A 21,667-nucleotide genomic window follows, 5' to 3' on the forward strand; every position below is an offset into this window, starting at 1 on the left:
CTGGCTGGATGCCAAGGCTTCCTATGAAATCAACCCCCACGGGCCGAACCAGCCCATCAAGCTGGAGGGGCTGATCGATCCGGTCAAGGGGCAGTGGAAGTCGGTCAACGAATTTGTCTACAACAACTCCCAGCGTACCATCGAGGCAGTCAACTTCTACACCATCATGGAATATCCCATGACTTCCTGCGGCTGCTTCGAGTGCATCCTGGCCATGGTGCCGGAATGCAACGGCTTCATGGTGGTCAACCGGGAACACAGCGGTATGACCCCCTCGGGGATGACCTTCTCCACCATGGCCGGCACCATTGGCGGCGGTGCCCAGATGCCCGGCTTCATGGGTATCAGTAAATCCTACCTGGCTTCCCGCAAGTTCGTCCCGGCCGACGGCGGCCTGGCCCGGCTGGTGTGGATGCCCAAGGCCCTGAAAGAACAGCTGCGGCCGCAGCTGGAGGAAGCCGCCGAGGCAGCCGGCCTGGGCAGGGACTTCGTCGACAAGATTGCCGATGAAACCGTGGGCACCAGCGGCGAGGAGATCCTGCCCTTCCTGGAGGAAAAGGGACACCCGGCCCTGAGCATGCCTCCGCTGCTGTAAAAATTGGCTTATCCGGAGCTAGAAATAAACATATCCCAGGAGGACACCTGTATAATATAGGTGTCCTCCGGGTATGTGTTATTAAATTGAAAATGAAAAAGAAAGGGGAATAGGAGAATGGGTTTAACAGGTTTGGAAATTTTTAAGCAACTACCCAAGACCAACTGCAAGGACTGTGGTCATCCGACCTGCCTGGCATTCGCCATGGCCATGGCAGCTGGGAAAGCTGGCCTCGATCAATGCCCCCACGTAAGCGAAGCAGCAAAGGAAGCACTGGGTGCTGCATCGGCTCCTCCCGTTGCCCTGGTAAAAATCGGAACAGGCGAGAAAGAACTCACCCTGGGTAATGAAACCGTACTTTTCCGTCACGACAAGCGCTTTGAGCATCCTGCAGGAATTGCCATTACGTTAAGCGATACCGCCAGCGAAGATGAAATTACCGCCAGGGTAAGCCAGATCAATAAACTTATCTTTGATCGGGTGGGGCAGCTTCATAATGTCAACCTGGTAGCAATCACCAACGATTCCGGTGATGCAGGTAAATTCGCCGCAGCAGCAAAACTAGCATCAGAAAACACTGATTATCCTCTCATTTTAATAACTGAAGACACGGCTGCCATGGAAAAGGCTCTTGAAGCCGTAGGGGGCAAAAAGCCGCTGCTTTGTGGAGCTACTGCATCCAACTACGAAGGTATGACTGCACTGGCCAAAAAGTATGAAGCACCCCTGGTGGTCAAAGGTGCCGACCTCAATGAGCTGGCTGAGTTAGTGGAAAAAGTAACGGCCCTGGGTCACAAACAATTGATTTTAGATTCAGGGGCCCGGGAAGTTCATAAAGTGCTGGCCGATCAAACCCAGATTCGCCGCCAGGCTTTAAAACGCTTCCGTCCCTTCGGTTATCCAACCATTACCTTTGTCACCAACGATGATCCGGTTCAGGCTGTGGCCGATGCTGCTGTGTATATTTGTAAATATGCGGGTATTGTGGTACTTCAAACGGCCGATCCGGCAGACATTCTACCTCTGATCACTCTGCGGCTGAACATCTACACAGATCCACAAAAGCCAATTGCGGTAGAATCCAAGATCTACGAAATTGGCAACCCCGGACCCGATGCCCCGGTATACGTTACGACAAACTTCTCCCTTACCTATTTCTGCGTGGCCGGAGATGTGGAAGCCAGCCGGGTACCCGGTTATATTCTCGCAGTAGACACCGACGGCATTTCCGTTCTTACCGGATGGGCTGCCGGGAAATTTACCGCAGAGAAAATTGCCGAGATGCTCAAAGAATCCGGGATTGCCGAAAAGGTATCCCATCGCAAGGTTATTATCCCCGGAGGCGTTGCCGTGTTAAGCGGCAAGCTGCAAGAGCTTTCCGGTTGGGAAGTGCTGGTAGGGCCGCGGGAATCAGCAGCTATTCCTTCTTTCCTGAAACTGCGCTGGAATGTCTAATCAAGCGGCGTTCCTGCCATATATTACAGGTCGGGCAAATTCAAACCCCATCATCACTGCCTGGCATATAACCAACATTTCCGCTACCGGAACCAAACAAAACGGAACAATATTCACGAAGGGAAGTGGTACGGATGGCCTTTACCATTGCCATTGCCGGTAAAGGTGGTACGGGTAAAACCACACTAGCGGCACTCTTAATCAGGCAACTTATCCAGGCAGGAAAAGGGCCCGTCCTGGCTGTAGATGCTGATGCTAACGCCAACCTGAACGAAGCTTTAGGCATTGATGTGGAAGATACCATTGCAGATATTATGGCCCGGATTAACAATAACCTGGAACCTCTTCCAGCAGGCATGACCAAAGATCAGTATCTGGCGTTTCGTATACATCAATCTTTAGCTGAAGGAGATGATGTAGATCTCCTGGTAATGGGTGGCCCGGAGGGTCCAGGTTGCTATTGCTTCGTCAATAATCTGGTGCGGGGCTTCATGCAGGAGCTAAGCAACAATTATGCCTATGTGGTAATGGATAATGAAGCCGGGCTGGAACATTTGAGCCGCCGCACCACAGAAAATGTAGATATACTTTTTGTAACCAGCGACGCCAGCGTCCGGGGCATCCGCTCGGCTGGTCGGGTAAAGGAACTGGTCGAGAACCTGGCGCTGCAAATCAAGAAAATGTACCTGGTTGTAAGTAAAGTTAACAATGGTACAATGGAAACCCTGGAGAGCGAAATCAAGAAAACAGGTCTTGAGCTGATCGGTACTATTCCACAGGATGAACAGGTCTTCCAGTATGATCTGCAGGGGAAACCGCTGGCTGAACTACCCGACGATTCACCGGTGGTAACTGCTGTAACAAAAATTATGCAGAAAGCCGCTATCCTGTAAAAGAGTGCTCTTCTTACCCCAATTTAATGTGAAAGGAGCGTCTGCCATGGCCGTTACTATAGTTAAAGAAAGATGGACCAATAAAGTTGGAGAAGTAGTCCTAGGAACAGAGCCAAACGTTGTTAAAATAGGTGGCGAAAGTACTCTCCCTTTCCTGCATTTCGAAGGTGAAATGCCCAACCGGCCGGCTATAGCCCTGGAAGTATGGGATATGGAGCCTACCAACTGGCCGGAAATTCTGACCAGCGCTTATGCTGGTGTATTAAATGATCCCGTAGCCTGGGCAAAAAAATGCGTTGAATACGGAGCAGATCTGGTCTGCTTAAGCCTTGTCAGTGCACATCCTGATAATAAGAACAGCACACCGGAGGAGTGCGCCCAGCTGGCCAAAGCGGTGGCCGACGCAGTTAATGTTCCGCTAATTATTCTGGGGTGTGGCGTAGAAGAAAAGGATGCCCAGGTACTGGAAAAGGTTGCCGAGGTCCTTGCCGGTCGCAATTTCCTCCTGGGCTGTGCCACCCAGGAAAATTACAAGACCATTACCGCTGCCTGTATAGTACATGGTCATAATATCATTGCATCCACCCCACTGGACATTAACCTGGAAAAGCAGCTTAACATTTTAATCACAGAAATGAACCTGCCTGCCAATCGCATTGTTATAGACCCTTCGGTAGGTGCGCTGGGTTACGGAATTGAATACGCTTATTCCATTATGGAACGGACTCGCATTGGTGCCCTTACCGGTGATAAGATGATGGCCATGCCGGTTATTTGTCTGCTAGGGCAGGAAGTTTGGAAAACTAAAGAAGCCAAGAGTACAACAGAAGAAGCACCTGAATGGGGGGAACAGGAGCGCCGGGCCATTCTGTGGGAATTAATTACTGCCGTCGCTTTCGCCCAGGCGGGTGGCTCCCTGTTTGTTATGCGTCACCCGGAATCTTTAAAGCAATTCCGGGCCCATATTGATAAGTTAATGCAATCCAATGCCTACTAAGGTGGTTTATAAATTTTAATAAAATAAAAGGAAGGTGTAAAAGGTATGATCCTCATTGGTGAGCGGATCAACGGTATGTTTAAAGATATCCGGGAAGCCATATTAAACAAGGACCCGGAACCCATCCGCTACTGGGCCAGACGCCAGTATGAAAATTGTGCCGCTTACCTGGATATTAACACCGGCCCGACCGTAGACCCCAAGGACCAGCCGGCGGTAATGGAGTGGCTGGTTAAGATTGCTCAGGAAACCGTACCCCTGCCCTGCTGCATTGACTCTACAAATCCAGAAGCTATTGAGGCCGGGCTGGCTGTTCATAAAGGTAAGGCTATGATTAACTCCACCACTGCCGATCAGTGGAAAATGGATATATATTTCCCTATGGCCAAAAAATATAATGCCGCCATTATAGGCCTGGCCATGAATGAAAAAGGTGTACCTAAAAGTGCAGCTGACCGGGTAGCCCTGGCCATGGAAATTGTGGTTAATGCTGACGCCCACGGTATCCCCATGGAAGATCTGTATATCGATCCCCTGATGCTGCCCTGTAACGTGGCTCAAGATCATGGTCCGGAAGTGCTGGAAGCCATACGTCAGGTAAAAACCCTGGCCGACCCGCCTCCCCGGACCACCCTGGGACTGAGCAACGCTTCTCAGCGTTGCACCAACCGTCACCTGATCAACAGGACATTTTTGATCATGTGTATGGCTGCGGGATTAGACTCAGCTATTGCTGACCTGGAAGATCAGGAGCTGCTGGACGCCGTGGCTGCTGCCAACATACTTTTAAACAAAGACATTTATTGCGATTCTTTCCTGAAGACTTTCAGACAAAGGTAAAAAACACAAACCTGGGAAGGGGAAAGCGGTCTTTTACGGCCGTTTTCCCCTTGGTTCATTTCGAAAAATTTTAAGGAAACTTGCAGGATTTGCAAGTTATGTGGACGAATTATATTACCTGATGTTCATTTAAGGTATCCTCTGCAAGGGGAGCTGGCAGGACTTCTTTTTATTTCGCTCTGTAGGGGAGGGGATATAGTGCCCAGAATTGGCGTCTACATCTGCCATTGTGGCGAGAATATCGCTGGTGCCGTAAATGTAGAAGAGGTGAGAAAATACGCCGAACAACTTCCCGGTGTTGTGCTGGCACGTAATTACCTGTTTATGTGCTCAGATCCGGGCCAGGAATTGATCAAGCAGGATATTAGAAACGGACTCATTGACCGGGTAGTGGTAGCAGCCTGTACTCCCCGCACGCATGAACCGATATTCCGTAAAGCAGTGGAGGACGGCGGGCTTAATAAGTATCTACTGGAAATGGCTAATATCCGCGATCAGGACAGCTGGCCTCACTGGCAGGATAAAGAGGGAGCAACAGAAAAAGCCAAAAAACTGGTAGCCAGTGCGGTAGCAAAGGCGGCTTACCTGGAACCGCTGGAGGACAGATTCGTAGAGGTAACCCGTGCCTCGCTGGTCGTTGGCGGCGGAGTATCCGGTATGTTCGCAGCACTGGATCTGGCCAATATGGGTTATAAAGTTTATCTGGTAGAAAAGAACCCCTCCGTGGGAGGTAACATGGCTAAACTCGATAAAACTTTCCCCACCAACGACTGTTCAGCCTGTATCTTAACCCCTATTATGGTCCAGGTGGGAACCCATCCTAATATCGAATTATTAACATATTCCGAAGTTGAATCTGTAGAAGGATCTGTAGGTAATTTTAAAGTGAAGGTAAGAAAGAAACAGACTTATATTGATTGGGATAAGTGTACGGGGTGCGGTGACTGTGTAAATGCCTGCCCGGCCAAAGTTCCCAATGAATTCAATGAGGGGATGAATAACCGCAAAGCTATTTACATTGAATTCCCACAGGCTGTACCTAAACGGGCCGTTGTGGATATAGAGCACTGTTTGAACTGTGCAAAGCGGGTCATGGGTACCCAGCCAAGAATTCATTCCAAAACAGGCGAACCCATTCTTGCTCCCTGTGAAAAAGCCTGTAAAACCGGGGCGTGTGACCGTTCAAGGGCTTATAATCCTGAAGGCGAGCTCATTGAGCTTAATGTAGGCACCATTATTATAGCCACAGGCTATAAAGTAATGGACAAAGAGCCTTTTAAAGAATATTCTCCGCAATCACCCAATGTTATTACTGCTATGCAACTTGAGCGCATCCTCTCGGCAACCGGTCCAACGGATGGTCAATTGAAGCGTCCTTCGGATGGTGAAAAACCCAAAACCATTGCTTTTATCTCGTGTGTGGGAAGTCGTGATAAAAGGTTCCATACCTATTGTTCCAAGGTCTGCTGCATGTACATGTTAAAAGAAGCCAGGTTAATCAAAGAAAAATATCCTAACATAAATATTTACATCTTCTTCATCGATGTGCGAACGGGTGGTAAAGACTTCGAGGAGTATTATAACTACTGCCGCAATCTTGGTATCAGGATGCTTCGCGGTCGTGTCGGTGCTGTGGATGAACTGCCAGGTGATCGTTTGAGAGTGCGGGCCTTTGATGTCGACCTTGGTGCACCTGTGGAACTGGAGGCAGATCTGGTGGTTTTAGCCACGGCCATCGAACCTGCCCCTGCTCTGGAGGAACTGGGTCGTAAAATGGGTATCACCTGTGGCAGTGAAGGCTTCCTGAAGGAGTTGCACACCAAACTCTATCCCGTAGAAACATCAGTGAAGGGTATTTATATTGCTGGTTGTGCCCAGGGTCCCAAAGATATACCCGAATCTGTTTCCCAGGCACGCGCTGCTTCCTCAGCAGCCGCAGTACCACTCACACTGGGCAAGGTAATAGTTGAGCCGTTAATTTCAGAAGTTAACCAGCGGAAGTGCTCTGGCTGCGGAACCTGCGTACAGCTGTGTCCATACTCAGCAATTAGCCTGGTGGAAGATAAAGGTAAGTTGCACTCCAAAATTGATGAAGCTTTATGTGCCGGCTGTGGTATTTGCGCGGCAGCATGCCCATCGGGAGTTATTACACTGCACGGCTTTACCAATACCCAGATTTTTGCGCAGATTAAGGCTCTGGCCAGCTGAGTTGGGGGTGATCAGGGGTGACTAATGAGCAAGCAGTGGCCGATATAATTAATCTCTCGGAAGGCGATTCCAGTCTGGCCAATGAAATCAGGGAATTAGGCGGCGAGGAGCTACTGGAATGTATCCAGTGCGCCAAGTGTGCCGCCGCCTGTCCTCTGGCGCTGGCTGGTTTTTCCTTCTTTAACAAACGGGTTATTCAGGCAGTTCTTATGGGATTGCGGGATGCTCTGTTAGACGATTCATCCATCTGGGCTTGCCAGTCATGCAATCGCTGCACGGAAATTTGCCCGCGGGAAGTTAATCCCTTTGAAATTATTCAAGCCATGAGGCGGGTGGCAATAAGGGAGTTTGCTCTGCCAACATTATCCATCGAGGGTCTTAAATCTTTATACGATACCGGACATGCTGTTTATCTGGCAGGTGCCGGTAATACACGAAATAAAGTGGGTCTACCAGAAAAGCCCCCTTCCACAGTTGCCAACCCGGAAGCTTTAAAGGAACTGCAGGCAATTTTAAGAAAAACAGCCCTGGCCGAGCTGGGAATTATCCCCATGGAAGAGCCCGGCGTATAAGGAAACTTGCGAGGTGTAGCCAATGAAAGTAGGTTTCTTTGTCGGCTGCAACACTGCCTTCAACAGGCCGGATTTGGAACAGGCAGTTCGTTACGCGTTCCCCGCACTTGGTATAGAGCTGGACAACCTGGAAGGGCAGTCATGCTGCCCCAGCTGGGGAACGATGCCATCTGTAGATGTGGTAGGCTGGTGTGTCGTTGGAGCCAGGAACCATACCATTGCCGAAGAAAAAGGCCTGGACATAGTAACAGTTTGCGGTAGCTGTTATGGAAGCCTGGCTGAATCAAAATATAAGATGGATACACATCCAGAAATTAAGGAACAGGTCAATAATATTCTTAAGGATTTTGGCAGGGAATATAAGGGAACCAGCAATGTAAGGTTAACATTCTATTATCTTTATCATGAACTGGGCCCTGACAAAATTAAAGAAGCTATTAAATATAAGCTCGATGGCCTTAAAGTAGCTCTGCAGCCGGGATGCCATACCCTGTGGCCAAGCAAGGTCTATTATGACAAAGAAGAAGATCCCTTCCATCCCAGGGTATTGAAGGAAATGTGCGAAGCCCTGGGAGCAACAGTCGGTCATTATACCCGTCTAATCGACTGTTGCGGTATGGGTGCCATGCGGAGTACTGATATGGAAAAATCTTTAAAACTTGTTGAAAGAAAACTTCTCTCCATGAAGAGTGAAGTTAATCCAGACCTTATTGTAACTGGTTGCAGTTCCTGTTTAATCCAGCTTGATACGGCCCAGGAATTTCTACGCAACAGTAAGAAAATTAATTTTGAAATTCCTGTTCTCCATTACATGCAGGTCCTGGCATTATGTCTGGGAGCTGATCCGGAGAAGGTTACCGGCCTGGCAAAGACAAACGTTAAACCCATCATTGAAAGAATCGTGGGGTAACAAAACAGTCTATTCGCCACCAATAATTAACACCTGCAAAGAAAGGATTATTCATGCTTCGCTTTGAAAGGAGTGAAAAAGATAATGGAGAAACAATTTGCACCAAAAATCATTGCTTTTCTCTGTAACTGGTGTAGTTACGCAGGAGCGGACCTCGCCGGTTCATTGAGATTCCAGTATCCTCCCAACGTAACAATAATAAGGGTGCCCTGCTCAGGAAGGGTTTCCCCTATGTTCATACTGAAAGCCCTCTTTACCGGTGTTGATGGTGTTCTGGTGGGTGGGTGACACCCCGGAGACTGCCACTATGGTAGTGGCAATTATAACGCTGAAAGACGCGCCAAGGTTACCCAGCGACTCCTGGGTGCTCTGGGAATCGAGCAGGACAGGTTCCGGCTAGCCTGGATTTCCGCATCGGAAGGAGCGAAATTTGCAGAGACAATTAATGAATTTACTGCTCAACTGCAGGAACTGGGACCCAATCCGCTGCGTTTATCTTCGGGTAGAGAAAGCGGGGTGTTATAAGCATGGATGATATTACCAGAGCGATTCAAGAGACGGCAAAAAATCTCCTGCTAAATAAAGAAGTTGATGTGGTAGTGGGTTTTGCCAGGGGGAGCCTTCCCTTACGCAATACCCCGTGTTTTGTTCGCCAACCAGATGATGTACAAAAGCTGATATGGGGTTATGGATGTGAAAATAACCTGGCCAACTACCTCCGCAAGCGACCAGAAAAAATAGCTGTAATAGCCAAAGGATGCGATACTCGTTCCATAGTAGAACTTATTAAAGAAAATCAAATCGACCGCAATAAACTGGTAATTATTGGCGTACCATGCCAGGGTATGATTGACCGTAAAAAAATAACCCGATTGTTAGCAGGAAGAGAGCTGCTGGAGGGAGAAGTAAAAGACGGTCAAGTTATATTAAAAGGGAGAGAGTTTAGGGAAATTATTCCCCTGAATCAACTGCTTTATGATACCTGCTTGAATTGCCAGCATCCCAATCCGGTGCTGTCCGATATCCTGATAGGTGAACCGGTCCCGGTTAAAGAAAACGCATGTTTTACTGATGTGGAAGAATTTGAAGCAAAAACGCCAGCAGAAAAATGGGCTTATTTCCAAGAAGAACTATCCAGGTGTATTCGCTGCTACGCCTGCCGTCAGGCCTGTCCCATGTGCTATTGTGAAGAATGCTTTGCTGATTGCTCAATGCCCCAGTGGCTGAGCAAGTCATCTTTAAATACACAGGACAACATATTTTTCCAGGCTGTAAGGGTACTTCACCTGGCGGGGCGTTGCGTGGATTGTGGAGCATGTGATCGTGCCTGTCCCATGGGAATTAACCTGCGCACTTTAACCCGTAAAATGGTTAAAGATGTTCAAGAATTATTTGGTTATACCGCGGGGATCAGGCTGGATCAAAAACCTCCGCTGGCTGCTCCGATTAGTACCATAAATTAAGGCGGGAGGTGAGAAGAGTGTTGATTTTAAATCAAGACCAGCTCGCCAACTGGTTAAATCAGCTAATAGATACCTATAAGGTTTTTGCCCCGGTAAAAGATGGCGATCATTACACTTTCAAAGAAATTAGTTCCGGTAATCAGGTTACTTTAAATTATACCAATACCAAAGTTCCGCCTAAGGAAGTACTTTTCCCACGTTCTGAAAAACTCTTTTGCTATCGTCATGAAAATGAGGGCATCCAGCTTGAGGAGAAAATAGATGAAAGCAAGAAGGTAATATTCGGGTTAAGACCTTGTGACGCCAAAGGTTTTCTATTGCTCGATAACGTCTTCAATAATGATAAATACCAGGATCCGTATTACTTAAACAGAAGAAAAAATACCGTACTGGTGGGTCTCGGGTGTAATCAACCGGCAACCACATGCTTCTGTACATCCCTGGGGGGTGGGCCCTTCGCTTCTGAAGGGTTAGATATTTTACTTGTTGATATTGGTAACCGGTATGTGGTTGAAGTTGTCACAGAGAAAGGCCAGGAATTGCTATCCGGGCTGAATTTGCCTGCCGCCGAACCCGAGGCCCAGGAAGCCGCTCGAAGGGTGAAGGAAGGGGCAGCACTTTCAACCTGTATTAACCTGGACGGCTTAAAGGCTAAACTGGATGTTATCTTCTATGATCCCATCTGGGATCTAATTCATGAAAAATGCCTGGGTTGTGCCGCCTGTACTTATTCGTGTCCAACATGTCACTGTTTTGATATTGTCGACGAAGCTGAAGGAAAAGAAGGTTGCCGCATACGCAACTGGGATGCATGCATGTTCCCGCTGTTTACCCTCCACGGTTCCGGTCATAACCCGCGGCCGACGGGCAAAGAGCGGTTCCGTCAACGGGTAATGCATAAATTTAAATATTTTGTGGATAACTTCAATGCTGTGGCGTGTGTTGGCTGTGGCAGGTGTATTATAAATTGCCCTGTTAATCTGGATATCCGGGAAGTGCTGGCGGAGATCCAGGGATTGGAAGTGAGGTCTGATAAACAATGAAAAACCCCTATCTTCCACTTCCCATGCGGCTGGTAAAAAACTTTATTGAAACTGAGGACAATCTTATTCATACCTTTACCCTGGAATTCCTGAGAGAAGAAGATGAAAAATCGTTCCAATATCTGCCTGGCCAGTTTGCCGAGGTTTCTGTATTTGGTACAGGTGAGGCACCTTTCGGTATTGCCTCCTCGCCTACAGAACCCGGCCACCTGAAATTTTCAGTGGCTAAAGTAGGCGTGGTAACCACAACTCTGCACCAGCTTCCAGAAGGCACTATTCTGGGCGTACGGGGACCGCTGGGTAACAATTACCCTCTGGAAGAGTTTAAAGGTAAAAACCTGGTAGTAATAGGTGGTGGCTTTGCTTTCACCACATTAAGATCGCTGATAACTTACATTCTTCATCCCGAACACAGGGGGGATTACGGAGATTTAACAGTTATATATGGTGCCCGTAACCCCGGTCTACTGCTTTACAAGGAAGAGCTGGCGGAATGGGAAAAGCGTTCGGATATTAATCTTGTCTGTACCATAGACCGTCCGGTTGAAGGATGGAATGGTCGGGTAGGTTTTGTGCCGGCAGTAACTAAAGAAGTAGCTCCCAGTGCGAATAACGCTTATGCTGTTATTTGTGGTCCACCGGTGATGATCAAATTTACCATGCCAGTACTTGAAGAACTGGGCTTCCCACCGGAACGGATTATTATGTCCCTGGAAAACCGGATGAAATGTGGTATTGGCATGTGCGGTAGATGTAATGTGGGAAATAAATATGTTTGCAAAGATGGCCCGGTCTTTACACGAGCACAACTTAATCAATTGCCGAACGAATATTAAATAGAGATTAAAATTATTTGATAGATAAATATAGAGAAAAATATTAACTCCGGTCTGTGCCGGCCTGATAAGGTCCGGCGCAGAACCGGAGGGCTTATTGTGTGTGGGATGGTCAAAAAGCCTTTAGGGGAGGGTTCCATGGTGAAAGCTATTTTGGCTGCTGACTTAGATCCCGCTTTCCGGGATGAGTTAGCGGAAAAGATGAAAAGTTTGGACTTTGCCAATTGCTTAACGTGCGGTGCCTGTACAGCCGGCTGTGTTTTTTCTGACCTTCATCCCAGCAACGATCCCCGTAAAATGTTGCGCAGGGTAATCCTGGGGATGCGGGAAGAAATTTTAAAGGATCCCTTTATCTGGTATTGTACAATGTGTGAGCGGTGTACGGTAGAATGCCCCATGGGTGTAAATATCGCTGCTGTAACCAGAACCATTCGCGGTTATTTTCGTACCGATTCACCCGGTTTTCTGCAGAAAGTAGTTGACGATACTCTTAAGTCCGGAAACCAGATGGATGTACAACCCGATGAATATTTAGAAACCCTGGAATGGCTTCAGGAAGAACTGCAGGCTGAATTAAATGATCCCAATTATCGTATTCCCATCGATGTGAAAGAAGCTGATTTCCTTTTTGGTTTCAATGCCCGGGAGGTTAAATATTATCCAAACGAGTTACAAAAAATCTTAAAAATTTTCTACGCTGCCGGAGTTAATTATACCTTGAGTTCTCAAAAGTGGGATGCCACAAACCTGGCTCTTTTTAGTGGTAAGGACGAAGATTTCTGGAAAATTACCGAACCAATGCTTCAAGAAGTAGTACGGTTAAAAGCCAGGGAGCTGGTTATCACCGAATGCGGGCACGCCTTCCGTTCAGTGCGCTGGGGTTACCGTACTTTCTGGAAAGGTCCCCAATTTCCCATCCGAAGCATTCTAGAGGTACTGGATGAATGGATACAGCAGGGCCGGATTAAGCTTGACCCTTCCAGAAATCCCGAACCAGTTACCCTTCATGACCCCTGCAACCTGGTGCGCAAGGAAGGAATAATCGAACCACAACGCAGGGTATTAAAAGCAGCAGTAACGGACTTCAGAGAGATGTTTCCCAACGGTCGCTGGAATTATTGCTGCGGTGCTGGCGGCGGTGCCCTGGCTATGCCTGAATATACAGAGCAGCGTTTAATAAAAGGTAAACGTAAGGCGGACCAGCTTCGAGCCACGGGAGCTAAGGTTGTAGCCATACCCTGCCACAACTGCATGGACCAGTTCAACGATCTTAATAAGCATTACCAGCTGGGGATGAAGATGGAGCACATATGTAGCCTTGTAGAAAGGGCATTGATTATTTCCGAAGAAAAATCACAATCTTAGTTATACTTGAAAAAAATATACATGAAATTCATTTCAACCAGTGGATTGTACTTCAATGAAAACTAAAAAATAACTATTATTCAAACAATATCCAAATAATTATTATTCAGGAAAGGACGGATGTGATGTTTAATGAGCAATAGCAAAGTAGGGTCGGTACTGGTGGTGGGAGGGGGCATTGCGGGAATCCAGGCCTCTCTGGATCTTGCTGAATCAGGCTATCTTGTATACCTGGTGGAAAGCTCGCCAGCCATTGGCGGTACCATGCCTATGCTGGATAAAACCTTTCCCACTAATGACTGCTCTATGTGCATCCTTTCCCCGAAGTTGGTGGAATGTGGTCGTCATTTAAACATTAAAACGTACACCTGTGCCGATGTGGTGGATATTCAGGGAGAGGCGGGAAATTTTACAGTAACTATCCGCCAGCGCCCCCGTTATGTTCACGTGGACAAGTGTAAAGGATGTGGTGAATGCGCAGAAGCCTGTCCAATTGACGTTCCCTCGGAATTTGACCAGGGAATTGGAGAACACAAGGCCATATATAAACCTTACGCCCAGGCTTTTCCCAATGCCTACGTTATTAACAAGGAACATTGTATCGAATGCGGTGCCTGCGAGGAAGCCTGTCAGGCCGGTGCCATTGACCACTCCATGGAGGAAGAAATCATCGAGCTCAATGTAGGAGCTGTTGTTCTTTGCCCGGGATTTCAAAAATTTGACCCCAGCCAGTTAACTTACTATGGATATGGTAAATTTCCTAACGTATTAACCAGCCTTGAGTTCGAACGTATTCTCAGCGCTTCCGGCCCGTTCCAGGGTCACCTGGTTAGACCTTACGATAATAAAGAACCCCGGCGAATTGCCTGGATTCAATGCGTTGGTTCCCGTAACTGCCGGATAGATCACGGTTATTGTTCTTCAGTATGCTGCATGTATGCTATTAAGGAAGCAGTTATTGCAAAGGAACACAGCAAGGAACCATTAGAAACAACCATCTTTTACATGGACATGCGTACCTATGGTAAAGGATTTGAAAAATATTATAACCGGGCAAAGGATGAGCTAGGGGTTAGATTTATTCGGTCGAGAGTTTATGATATTACAGAAGTAGGCGATGAAAGCAAAAATCTGCGTATTCGCTATGCCGAAGAAGACGGTACCATTCGGGAAGAAGAATTTGATCTGGTGGTTCTGTCCGTTGGCCTTGAACCATCTCCTGAAATAGCAGAATTATGCCAAAAAGTAGGACTCGAGGTAAACAAATACGGGTTTGCAGAACCTGCACCTCTCACTGGCGTAGGAACAAATAAGCCGGGTATTTTCATTGCCGGCGCATTCAGCGCTCCCAAAGATATTCCGGAAACAGTAATGCAAGCCAGTGCAGCAGCAGGTGCTTCAGCCAGCCTCCTGGCAGAAGCACGGAACACGCTGGTAAAAGAAAAAGAATTTCCTCCAGAGAAGGACTTCAGCGGGGAGCCACCGCGCATTGGTGTTTTTGTCTGTCACTGCGGTGTGAACATTGGCAGTGTGGTTAATGTTCCCGAAGTAGTAGAAATGGCCAGAAACTTGCCCAATGTAGTTTATGCCGGCGAGTATCTCTATGCATGCTCCCAGGACAGCCAGGCATCAATGAAGCAGATTATAGAAGAATACGGATTAAACCGGGTAGTGGTTGCCTCGTGCAGTCCGCGAACCCATAAGCCCCTTTTCCAGGAAACTGTTCGGGAAGCAGGGCTTAACCGGGCGCTTTTTGAAATGGCCAACATCCGCGACCAGTGTTCGTGGGTGCATATGCACGAGCCGGACAGGGCCACAGAAAAAGCCAAAGACCTGGTTAAAATGGTGGTAGCCAAGGCTGCCCTTCTGGAGCCAGTTTCTCAAATCGTTGCCGGCGTAACCAAAGCCGCCCTGGTGATCGGTGGCGGTGTAACGGGTATGACCAGTGCCCTCTCGCTGGCCGATTTAGGCTATAGGGTGCACCTGGTAGAAAAGGAACAGCAACTGGGCGGAGTGGCCAGACGAATCAGGCAGGGGTTAAAAGGAGAAGAAGTACAGCCATTCTTAAATGATCTTGTAAATAAAGTGCTATCCCACTCTAATATTGAGGTTCACCTGGGAGCAGAAGTTCAGACAACTGCTGGTTACGTAGGCAATTTTGTCACCACCCTGACAAACGGAAAAGAATTGCAACATGGTGTAACTATAATTGCCACCGGCGGTGAAGAGTATAAACCTGCAGAATATCTTTACGGTGAAAGCGAGCGTGTATTTACCCAGCTTGAGCTGGAAGAGGCACTGGATAAAGGCGACCCGCGCATTGAAAACGGCAAAACATTTGTACTCATCCAGTGCGTTGGCTCCCGGGAACCGGAGCGACCATACTGCAGCCGGGTATGTTGTGGTAAATCCGTAAAGCTGGCATTAAAACTCAAAGAAAAGAATCCATCAGCCAGCGTATTCGTACTTTACAGGGATATCCGTACCTATGGTTTCCTGGAGGACTATTACCAGGAAGCCCGTCGTAAAGGAGTAATATTTATCCGTTACACCCCCGAAAACAAGCCGCGGGTTGAAAATGAAAACGGCGCCCTTAAAGTTACCGTAACCGATCATGTTCTTGGAGTACCGGTAGTAATTTCTGCCGATGTCATTGGCCTTGCAGCAGCTATTGTACCTTCTTCCAGCAACCGTAAGCTCAGTCAGCTCTTCAAAGTTCCTTTAAATGAAGATGGTTTCTTCCTCGAAGCTCATATGAAATTGCGGCCTGTAGATTTCACTTCAGAAGGCATTTTTATGGCCGGGCTGGCTCATGGACCGAAAAATCTGGAAGAAAACATTGCTCAGGCCAAAGCGGCAGCCGGCAGAGCATCTACTGTTCTCGGAAAAGATCATCTGGAATCCCATGGGATGGTAGCAGTAGTTCAGCAGGATAAGTGTGCCGCCTGTCTCACATGTGTCAGGTTATGTCCTTACAATGCACCGAGAATTAGAAATTACGCTGCTGAAATTGAACCGCTGCTTTGCCAGGGCTGTGGCACTTGTGCCGGGGAATGTCCGAACAAGGCCATTACCCTACAGGGTTATAAAGACCATATGCAAATGTCAATGAGCAAAGCTTTATTTGAGGAGGTATAAACTGTGGCGGAATTTGAACCTAAAATCATCGCATTTTGTTGTCATTATTGAGCTTACTCCGCAGCGGACCTGGCAGGTTCGATGCGACTGCAATATTCATCCAATATCCGCATTATTGAAATGCCATGTTCGGGTACCATTGACCACAGGGTACTGCTACAAGCTTTTGAAGATGGTGCCGACGGTGTGTTTGTCGCAGGCTGCATGGAAGGTGATTGCCACTTCCAAAAAGGAAACTATCGTGCTAAAAAGCGGGTTAACGCCGTGAAAAAACTACTGGATGAAATTGGCCTTGGTGGCGATCGCCTGGAAATGTATAATCTCTCGGCGGCCATGGGCCCCCGTTTTGCAGAGATTGCCAATGAAATGACCGAGCGTATTCGCCAGCTGGGTCCAAGTCCATTAAGAAAGAATAAAGCGGGAACGTCAAGGAAAGAAGGTGATGTGGCATGATCATAGCACAACAAAAGCCAATTAAAGATATTGCCGCCATGATTGAGGACTGCAAAAAAGTTCTTCTTGTTGGTTGTGCCGGTTGCGTTACCGTTTGCCTCTCGGGAGGCGAAAAAGAAACTGAAGTTCTGGCCTCCTCGCTGCGCATCATGCGCCGTTTACAGGGTAACCCTCTAGAAACAGTGACAATAACTGCCACAAGGCAATGCGACCCGGAATATATTGAACCTCTGGAAAATCTGGTCAAGGACGTTGATGCCATAATTTCCCTTGCCTGTGGTGTAGGTGTACAGTATCTGGCGGAACGATTCCATGATAAGTGGGTGGTACCTGCCCAGAATACCATGTTTGTGGGCGGTTCCAGAACTCATGGGGTATGGGAAGAAAGGTGCGGCCTTTGCGGGGATTGCATTCTTCACCGTACCGGCGGTATATGCCCCATCATCCGCTGCTCCAAGAGCATTTTAAATGGTCCCTGTGGTGGCTCCCAGTACGGCAAGTGCGAAATCAGTAAAGATGTGGACTGTGCCTGGCAGTTGATTTACGACCGGATGAAAGCTCTGGGTAAGCTGGATAAGTTAATGGAAATCCAGCCGCCCAAAGACTGGTCCAAATCCCGCGACGGAGGACCGCGCAAAGCCATCAGGGAGGATGTGATGATCGGGTGAAAACAGAAAGCAAACTGCAAAAGCTTCTCGATAGCGGACATTTTGCGGTAACTGCAGAAATCGGACCTCCCAAGCATGCGTCCGCCCATGGTATTCGCCATCACGCCCAAATGCTAAAAGACTATGTGGATGCTACCAACATAACTGATTGCCAGACAGCCATCGTAAGGCTTTCCAGTATAGCATCCGCTGTGCACATCCTGGACTGTGGTCTGGAACCCATCGTACAGATGACCTGCCGTGACAGGAATCGTATTGCCATCCAGAGTGATCTTCTGGGTGCTTATAGCCTGGGAGTCAGGAATTTGCTCTGCCTGTCCGGCGATCATCAAAAATTTGGTAATGAGCCGTCGGCTAAAAACGTCTACGATATTGATTCCATACAATTAATTTATTTAATGCGTCGCATGCGTGATGAAAAATTATTCTTCTCCGGTGAGCCCATTAAAGAACATGAACCACGCTTCTTTATCGGGGCTGTTGCCAACCCCTTTGCGGACCCATTTGAGTTCCGTGTAGCCCGCCTGGAGAAAAAAGTAGAGGCCGGGGCAGAGTTCATACAGACGCAATGTATCTTTGACATGGAGCGTTTCGAACGCTTTATGGAAATGGTGAGGGAAAGGGGTATTCACGAGCGGGTACACATTCTGGCAGGAGTCACCCCCCTTAAGAGCTGGCGGGCAGCTAAATACCTGCAAACCAGTGTCTCAGGAATGATTGTACCCGACGATATTGTGGAAAGGCTTAAAAAAGCCGATGATCCCAAGCGGGAAGGCATTGAAATCTGTATTGAACAAATCAAGCATATCCGCACCATTCCAGGTGTACACGGTGTCCATATTATGGCCATTGCCTGGGAAGAAGTGGTGCCGGAAATTGTGGAACGGTCTGGACTTTATCCGCGGCCCAAAGTGGAATAAAGCAAAAATCGAACCCCCGCGTAAAGCGGGGGTTTTACATAAAATTTTTATAAAAGATCCTTAAAGCCCTCGGCGGGATAAATACAGAGCAGTATCAACTACCCGGTTTGAGTAGCCCCACTCATTGTCATACCAGGCCACTACTTTAACCAGAATACCATCAATGACCATGGTGGAAAGAGCGTCAATAATTGAGGAATGGGGATTACCGTTAAAATCTCTGGAAACCAGGGGAACTTCACAGTAATCCATAATTCCTTTGAGTTCGCCCTGAGCCGCTTCCTTTAATGCACTGTTAATTTCTTCTTTTGTCGCAGGCCGGGAAAGCTCGGCTACCAGGTCGACTACAGAAACATTGGGAGTAGGTACTCGCATGGCCATCCCATTGAGCTTGCCCTTTAATTCAGGCAAAACAAGAGCTACAGCCTTAGCGGCACCAGTGGTGGTAGGAATGATGGACAGGGCTGCTGCACGGGCACGTCTTAGATCTTTATGGGGCAGGTCTAAAATCTGCTGATCGTTAGTGTATGAATGAACGGTAGTCATTAGGCCCCGCACAATACCAAAGCGGTTATGCAACACTTTGACAACCGGTGCCAGGCAGTTCGTGGTGCAGGAAGCACAGGATATAACTTTGTGCCGGGCAGGATCGTATTTATCTTCGTTTACACCCATGACTATGGTTATATCTTCGTTTTTGGCAGGGGCGCTGATTAACACTTTTTTCGCCCCACTTTCCAGGTGTTTGGCGGCATCTTCCCGGGCGGTAAAACGACCGGTAGATTCCACCACTATTTCAACCCCCAGCTCGCCCCAGGGCAATTTACCGGGATCTTTCTCCGAGAACACCTTGACTTTTCTGCCGTTAACAATGAAACCGTCGTCAACTGCTTCCACCTCGCCACGACAGATCCCGTGAACAGAATCATACTTAAGTAAATGAGCCAGTGTAGCAGCATCAGTCAGGTCATTAACTGCCACAACTTCTATTTCCGGATGATTTAAAGCAGCTCGAAACACATTGCGGCCTATACGACCAAAGCCGTTAATTCCAAGTCTTACCGTCATACAGTTCACCCCTCTTCAGGATAGCTACACGTTCTATTTTTTCCAAATGTTAAAGTTTAATGCTTATCCGGTATATTTACCTTGTGTAAAATAAAAAATATCATAGACTATCCTTTAAATGCAATAGTTAGTTCAGAATCCAGAATTACCCGTCAATTTTTTTATAAAATAATATATAATAACACTTATGGTTAATAAAATATGGACTTTATACTGTAAATAGTGAAATTATCGTACGCAAATAATCCCTTAAAGAAACCCGGCTCCTATTAATATATCCTGTAGTGAGGAGGTCTGTTATATGATTTTAACAACCACTCCCAATGTAGAGGGGAAAAAAATTTTGGCTTATTTGGGCATCGTGACCGGTGAAGCAATAATGGGTGCTAATATAGTACGGGATTTATTTGCCACCATTACCGACATTGTAGGAGGTCGATCTGGAGCTTATGAAACAAAACTATCCCAGGCCCGCCAGATTGCCCTGGAAGAAATGACCACCCAGGCCCGGCGGTTGGGAGCCAATGCGGTAATCGGTATTGATCTTGATTATGAAGTAATTCGGGAAGGTATGCTCATGGTTACAGCCAGTGGTACAGCAGTGAAGGTTGAATAAAAATATTACCAGAGTGCCAGGATTAGGTTATAAAGGATTTTAACGTGTTATATTTTGCCAGGGGCACTGGGTTTTTCTACTGTACCTACCAGTATTGAAAAAGATATGTTAAAATACTAATGGTTTTAGTATTAACAGATTTAGTAATAGCAACAAGTTTAATATAAGGAGGGATATTTATGCCTCGCCATGTTTTAATGGTAATAGATATGCTAAAGGACTTTATTGATAGTAACGGAACATTAAATTGCGGTAAAAACGGCAGAAAGATTGTCCCGTTTGTGGTGGAAAAAGTGAAAGAGTTCATGAACCAGCAGGAACCGATAATTTTTATTATGGATGCTCATTCACCAGAAGATCCGGAATTCTCCCGTTTTCCCATCCATTGCGTTTACGGTACTCCGGGAGCAAGCCTTATTGATGAACTGGCATCGCTGATTGAAGAATACCCCTTTGCCATTAAAGTTCCCAAAACACGTTATAGTGGTTTTTACCGGACCAATTTGAGTAAAATTTTGGAAGACCTTAATCCAGTCGCAGTCCACATTGTAGGCGTTTGCACCAATATCTGCGTTTTATACACTGTAGAGGAATTGCGGAATAGGGATTACCGAACCATAGTATATTCTAAAGGTGTAGCCAGTTTTGATGAAGAAGCTCATCTTTGGGCATTAAAACAAATGGAAACAGTTTTAGGAGCGGAGATTGTTGAATGATATATCTCCTGGACTACCATATACATCCGGGTTATTCCATTGATGCCGAAGACCAAAGCATTCTGGAATATTGTCAGAGGGCATTAAAACTTGAATTGAAAGAAATCTGTTTTACCCCCCATCTGGAAGTGGACCCGGTGCGCAGGCAAAAAGATTGGTTTGTGCGGGTAGAAGGAAAATTTCATCCCATGGAAGACCTGAGCTGGCTTGACAATTACTTCTTTGAAATTGAAAATGCTCGAAACCAATTACGAAGTACACATTTAAAAATTAAAGCCGGCGTGGAAATTGGGTATATACGGGGTTGTGAGGAAAGAATAGAAAAAATTATTACCAGTTATCCATTCGATTATGTACTGGGTTCAATACATTGCCTTGCTCACCAGTCCATATCTTCCTGGAAAGAAAGCCAGCAGTACTTTTCCTCTCATACTGTAGATGAGGCATTAAACGAATATTTCCAGATATTACAGGATGCAGTAAATTGTAACCTTTTTGATTGTATAGCTCACCTGGATCTTTATCGCCGTCATGGTGAACGCTTCTGGGGTAAAACTTTAATAGATGCCCATCAGGGAAAGATCGAGCCTATACTGAAGGATATGGCACGAAAAAAAATTGGCCTGGAAGTAAACACCTCCAGCATAAAACGGGGGCTAAGCGAGTTTCATCCCAGCAGGGAAATTCTTTTCCTGGCCCGTGAGTATGGTGTGAAAGTATTTACCGTTGGCTCTGACGCGCACCGGCTTTCAGAACTGGGAGCATATATAAAGCAGGCGATAATTATGCTAAAAGAAATGGGGTTAGCAGTATATACATTTACTGCTCGTCAACCCTGCCCCTTATAAGGTTTTTTTTATCTGGACAAACTTCCTCCCTTACCATAAAATATTCACTAACAGGGAGGAAAG

20 protein-coding genes and 1 pseudogene are annotated in these 21,667 nt (G+C 47.0%); 20 read left to right on the plus strand and 1 reads right to left on the minus strand.

Going from position 1 to position 21,667, the window contains the following annotated elements:
• The 17 genes and pseudogenes from BUB44_RS11320 to BUB44_RS11400 form a co-directional block, all read left to right on the plus strand.
• Positions 1-595 (plus strand): annotated as a pseudogene (locus tag BUB44_RS11320) (acetyl-CoA decarbonylase/synthase complex subunit alpha/beta); the annotation flags it as partial.
• 117 nt (positions 596-712) lie between these two features.
• On the plus strand, positions 713-2,050 hold the full coding sequence (gene acsC, locus BUB44_RS11325) for an acetyl-CoA decarbonylase/synthase complex subunit gamma (RefSeq protein ID WP_073166437.1): 1,338 nt from the start codon (positions 713-715) through the stop codon (positions 2,048-2,050).
• A gap of 134 nt (positions 2,051-2,184) precedes the next feature.
• Entirely contained in the window at positions 2,185-2,943 is a 759-nt protein-coding gene (locus tag BUB44_RS11330) for an ATP-binding protein (RefSeq protein ID WP_073166439.1), read from the plus strand.
• A 46-nt stretch (positions 2,944-2,989) separates the two neighbouring features.
• On the plus strand, positions 2,990-3,940 hold the full coding sequence (locus BUB44_RS11335) for an acetyl-CoA decarbonylase/synthase complex subunit delta (protein ID WP_027357050.1): 951 nt from the start codon (positions 2,990-2,992) through the stop codon (positions 3,938-3,940).
• 45 nt (positions 3,941-3,985) lie between these two features.
• Positions 3,986-4,780 carry a methyltetrahydrofolate cobalamin methyltransferase gene (locus BUB44_RS11340; protein WP_027357049.1) on the plus strand — a complete coding sequence of 265 codons (795 nt, stop codon included), beginning with the start codon at positions 3,986-3,988 and terminating at the stop codon, positions 4,778-4,780.
• A 198-nt stretch (positions 4,781-4,978) separates the two neighbouring features.
• Complete coding sequence (locus BUB44_RS11345; RefSeq protein ID WP_027357048.1) at positions 4,979-6,988, plus strand: CoB--CoM heterodisulfide reductase iron-sulfur subunit A family protein; 2,010 nt, start codon at positions 4,979-4,981, stop codon at positions 6,986-6,988.
• Positions 6,989-7,005: 17 nt separating this feature from the next.
• Positions 7,006-7,560 carry a 4Fe-4S dicluster domain-containing protein gene (locus BUB44_RS11350; RefSeq protein ID WP_051618131.1) on the plus strand — a complete coding sequence of 185 codons (555 nt, stop codon included), beginning with the start codon at positions 7,006-7,008 and terminating at the stop codon, positions 7,558-7,560.
• A 22-nt stretch (positions 7,561-7,582) separates the two neighbouring features.
• Positions 7,583-8,470, plus strand: coding sequence for a CoB--CoM heterodisulfide reductase iron-sulfur subunit B family protein (locus BUB44_RS11355; RefSeq protein ID WP_027357046.1), 888 nt, complete (start codon positions 7,583-7,585; stop codon positions 8,468-8,470).
• Between the two features lie 84 nt (positions 8,471-8,554).
• Positions 8,555-8,995: a hydrogenase iron-sulfur subunit gene (locus tag BUB44_RS11360; RefSeq protein ID WP_157833004.1), complete on the plus strand. Its 441-nt coding sequence runs from the start codon at positions 8,555-8,557 to the stop codon at positions 8,993-8,995.
• A 2-nt stretch (positions 8,996-8,997) separates the two neighbouring features.
• Entirely contained in the window at positions 8,998-9,933 is a 936-nt protein-coding gene (locus BUB44_RS11365; RefSeq protein WP_027357045.1) for a 4Fe-4S dicluster domain-containing protein, read from the plus strand.
• Between the two features lie 20 nt (positions 9,934-9,953).
• Complete coding sequence (locus BUB44_RS11370) at positions 9,954-10,976, plus strand: 4Fe-4S dicluster domain-containing protein (RefSeq protein WP_027357044.1); 1,023 nt, start codon at positions 9,954-9,956, stop codon at positions 10,974-10,976.
• Positions 10,973-11,812 carry an FAD/NAD(P)-binding protein gene (locus BUB44_RS11375; RefSeq protein WP_027357043.1) on the plus strand — a complete coding sequence of 280 codons (840 nt, stop codon included), beginning with the start codon at positions 10,973-10,975 and terminating at the stop codon, positions 11,810-11,812. The genes BUB44_RS11370 and BUB44_RS11375 overlap by 4 nt, the downstream gene beginning before the upstream one ends.
• A 138-nt stretch (positions 11,813-11,950) precedes the next feature.
• On the plus strand, positions 11,951-13,177 hold the full coding sequence (locus BUB44_RS11380; protein ID WP_027357042.1) for a (Fe-S)-binding protein: 1,227 nt from the start codon (positions 11,951-11,953) through the stop codon (positions 13,175-13,177).
• A gap of 132 nt (positions 13,178-13,309) precedes the next feature.
• Positions 13,310-16,315: a CoB--CoM heterodisulfide reductase iron-sulfur subunit A family protein gene (locus BUB44_RS11385; RefSeq protein ID WP_073166442.1), complete on the plus strand. Its 3,006-nt coding sequence runs from the start codon at positions 13,310-13,312 to the stop codon at positions 16,313-16,315.
• A 3-nt stretch (positions 16,316-16,318) separates the two neighbouring features.
• Positions 16,319-16,768 (plus strand): hydrogenase iron-sulfur subunit, encoded by a 450-nt coding sequence (locus BUB44_RS11390; protein WP_083543222.1) that lies wholly within the window; start codon positions 16,319-16,321, stop codon positions 16,766-16,768.
• Positions 16,765-17,436 carry a methylenetetrahydrofolate reductase C-terminal domain-containing protein gene (locus tag BUB44_RS11395; protein WP_027357040.1) on the plus strand — a complete coding sequence of 224 codons (672 nt, stop codon included), beginning with the start codon at positions 16,765-16,767 and terminating at the stop codon, positions 17,434-17,436. The genes BUB44_RS11390 and BUB44_RS11395 overlap by 4 nt, the downstream gene beginning before the upstream one ends.
• A complete protein-coding gene (locus BUB44_RS11400; RefSeq protein WP_027357039.1) occupies positions 17,433-18,356 on the plus strand; it encodes a methylenetetrahydrofolate reductase in 924 nt (307 codons plus the stop codon). Before BUB44_RS11395 ends, BUB44_RS11400 begins: the two co-directional genes overlap by 4 nt.
• 60 nt (positions 18,357-18,416) lie before the next feature.
• Here BUB44_RS11400 and gap read toward each other — a convergent pair whose 3' ends face one another.
• Positions 18,417-19,424 carry a type I glyceraldehyde-3-phosphate dehydrogenase gene (gap, locus tag BUB44_RS11405; RefSeq protein ID WP_073166445.1) on the minus strand — a complete coding sequence of 336 codons (1,008 nt, stop codon included), beginning with the start codon at positions 19,422-19,424 and terminating at the stop codon, positions 18,417-18,419.
• A gap of 301 nt (positions 19,425-19,725) precedes the next feature.
• On the opposite strand from gap, the gene BUB44_RS11410 reads away from it, so the two are divergent.
• The 3 genes from BUB44_RS11410 to BUB44_RS11420 all read left to right on the plus strand — a co-directional run bounded on the left by BUB44_RS11410 (position 19,726) and on the right by BUB44_RS11420 (position 21,604).
• Positions 19,726-20,040 (plus strand): YbjQ family protein, encoded by a 315-nt coding sequence (locus BUB44_RS11410; protein ID WP_027357037.1) that lies wholly within the window; start codon positions 19,726-19,728, stop codon positions 20,038-20,040.
• A gap of 179 nt (positions 20,041-20,219) precedes the next feature.
• Positions 20,220-20,756 carry a cysteine hydrolase family protein gene (locus BUB44_RS11415; RefSeq protein WP_073166447.1) on the plus strand — a complete coding sequence of 179 codons (537 nt, stop codon included), beginning with the start codon at positions 20,220-20,222 and terminating at the stop codon, positions 20,754-20,756.
• Positions 20,753-21,604, plus strand: a complete 852-nt coding sequence (locus BUB44_RS11420; RefSeq protein WP_207545655.1) for a histidinol-phosphatase — start codon at positions 20,753-20,755, stop codon at positions 21,602-21,604. Before BUB44_RS11415 ends, BUB44_RS11420 begins: the two co-directional genes overlap by 4 nt.
• Positions 21,605-21,667 lie beyond the last annotated feature (63 nt).

The organism is Desulfofundulus australicus DSM 11792 (genome assembly GCF_900129285.1).
Classification (GTDB): Bacteria; Bacillota; Desulfotomaculia; order Desulfotomaculales; family Desulfovirgulaceae; genus Desulfofundulus; species Desulfofundulus australicus.

Bases quoted from the DNA above. Each gene is read 5' to 3' on its own strand.
- acsC (WP_073166437.1), top strand. From the start codon at position 713: ATGGGTTTAACAGGTTTGGAAATTTTTAAGCAACTACCCAAGACCAAC.
- BUB44_RS11330 (WP_073166439.1), top strand. From the start codon at position 2,185: ATGGCCTTTACCATTGCCATTGCCGGTAAAGGTGGTACGGGTAAAACC.
- BUB44_RS11335 (WP_027357050.1), top strand. From the start codon at position 2,990: ATGGCCGTTACTATAGTTAAAGAAAGATGGACCAATAAAGTTGGAGAA.
- BUB44_RS11340 (WP_027357049.1), top strand. From the start codon at position 3,986: ATGATCCTCATTGGTGAGCGGATCAACGGTATGTTTAAAGATATCCGG.
- BUB44_RS11355 (WP_027357046.1), top strand. From the start codon at position 7,583: ATGAAAGTAGGTTTCTTTGTCGGCTGCAACACTGCCTTCAACAGGCCG.
- BUB44_RS11365 (WP_027357045.1), top strand. From the start codon at position 8,998: ATGGATGATATTACCAGAGCGATTCAAGAGACGGCAAAAAATCTCCTG.
- BUB44_RS11375 (WP_027357043.1), top strand. From the start codon at position 10,973: ATGAAAAACCCCTATCTTCCACTTCCCATGCGGCTGGTAAAAAACTTT.
- BUB44_RS11380 (WP_027357042.1), top strand. From the start codon at position 11,951: ATGGTGAAAGCTATTTTGGCTGCTGACTTAGATCCCGCTTTCCGGGAT.
- BUB44_RS11385 (WP_073166442.1), top strand. From the start codon at position 13,310: ATGAGCAATAGCAAAGTAGGGTCGGTACTGGTGGTGGGAGGGGGCATT.
- BUB44_RS11395 (WP_027357040.1), top strand. From the start codon at position 16,765: ATGATCATAGCACAACAAAAGCCAATTAAAGATATTGCCGCCATGATT.
- gap (WP_073166445.1), bottom strand. From the start codon at position 19,424: ATGACGGTAAGACTTGGAATTAACGGCTTTGGTCGTATAGGCCGCAAT.
- BUB44_RS11410 (WP_027357037.1), top strand. From the start codon at position 19,726: ATGATTTTAACAACCACTCCCAATGTAGAGGGGAAAAAAATTTTGGCT.
- BUB44_RS11415 (WP_073166447.1), top strand. From the start codon at position 20,220: ATGCCTCGCCATGTTTTAATGGTAATAGATATGCTAAAGGACTTTATT.
- BUB44_RS11420 (WP_207545655.1), top strand. From the start codon at position 20,753: ATGATATATCTCCTGGACTACCATATACATCCGGGTTATTCCATTGAT.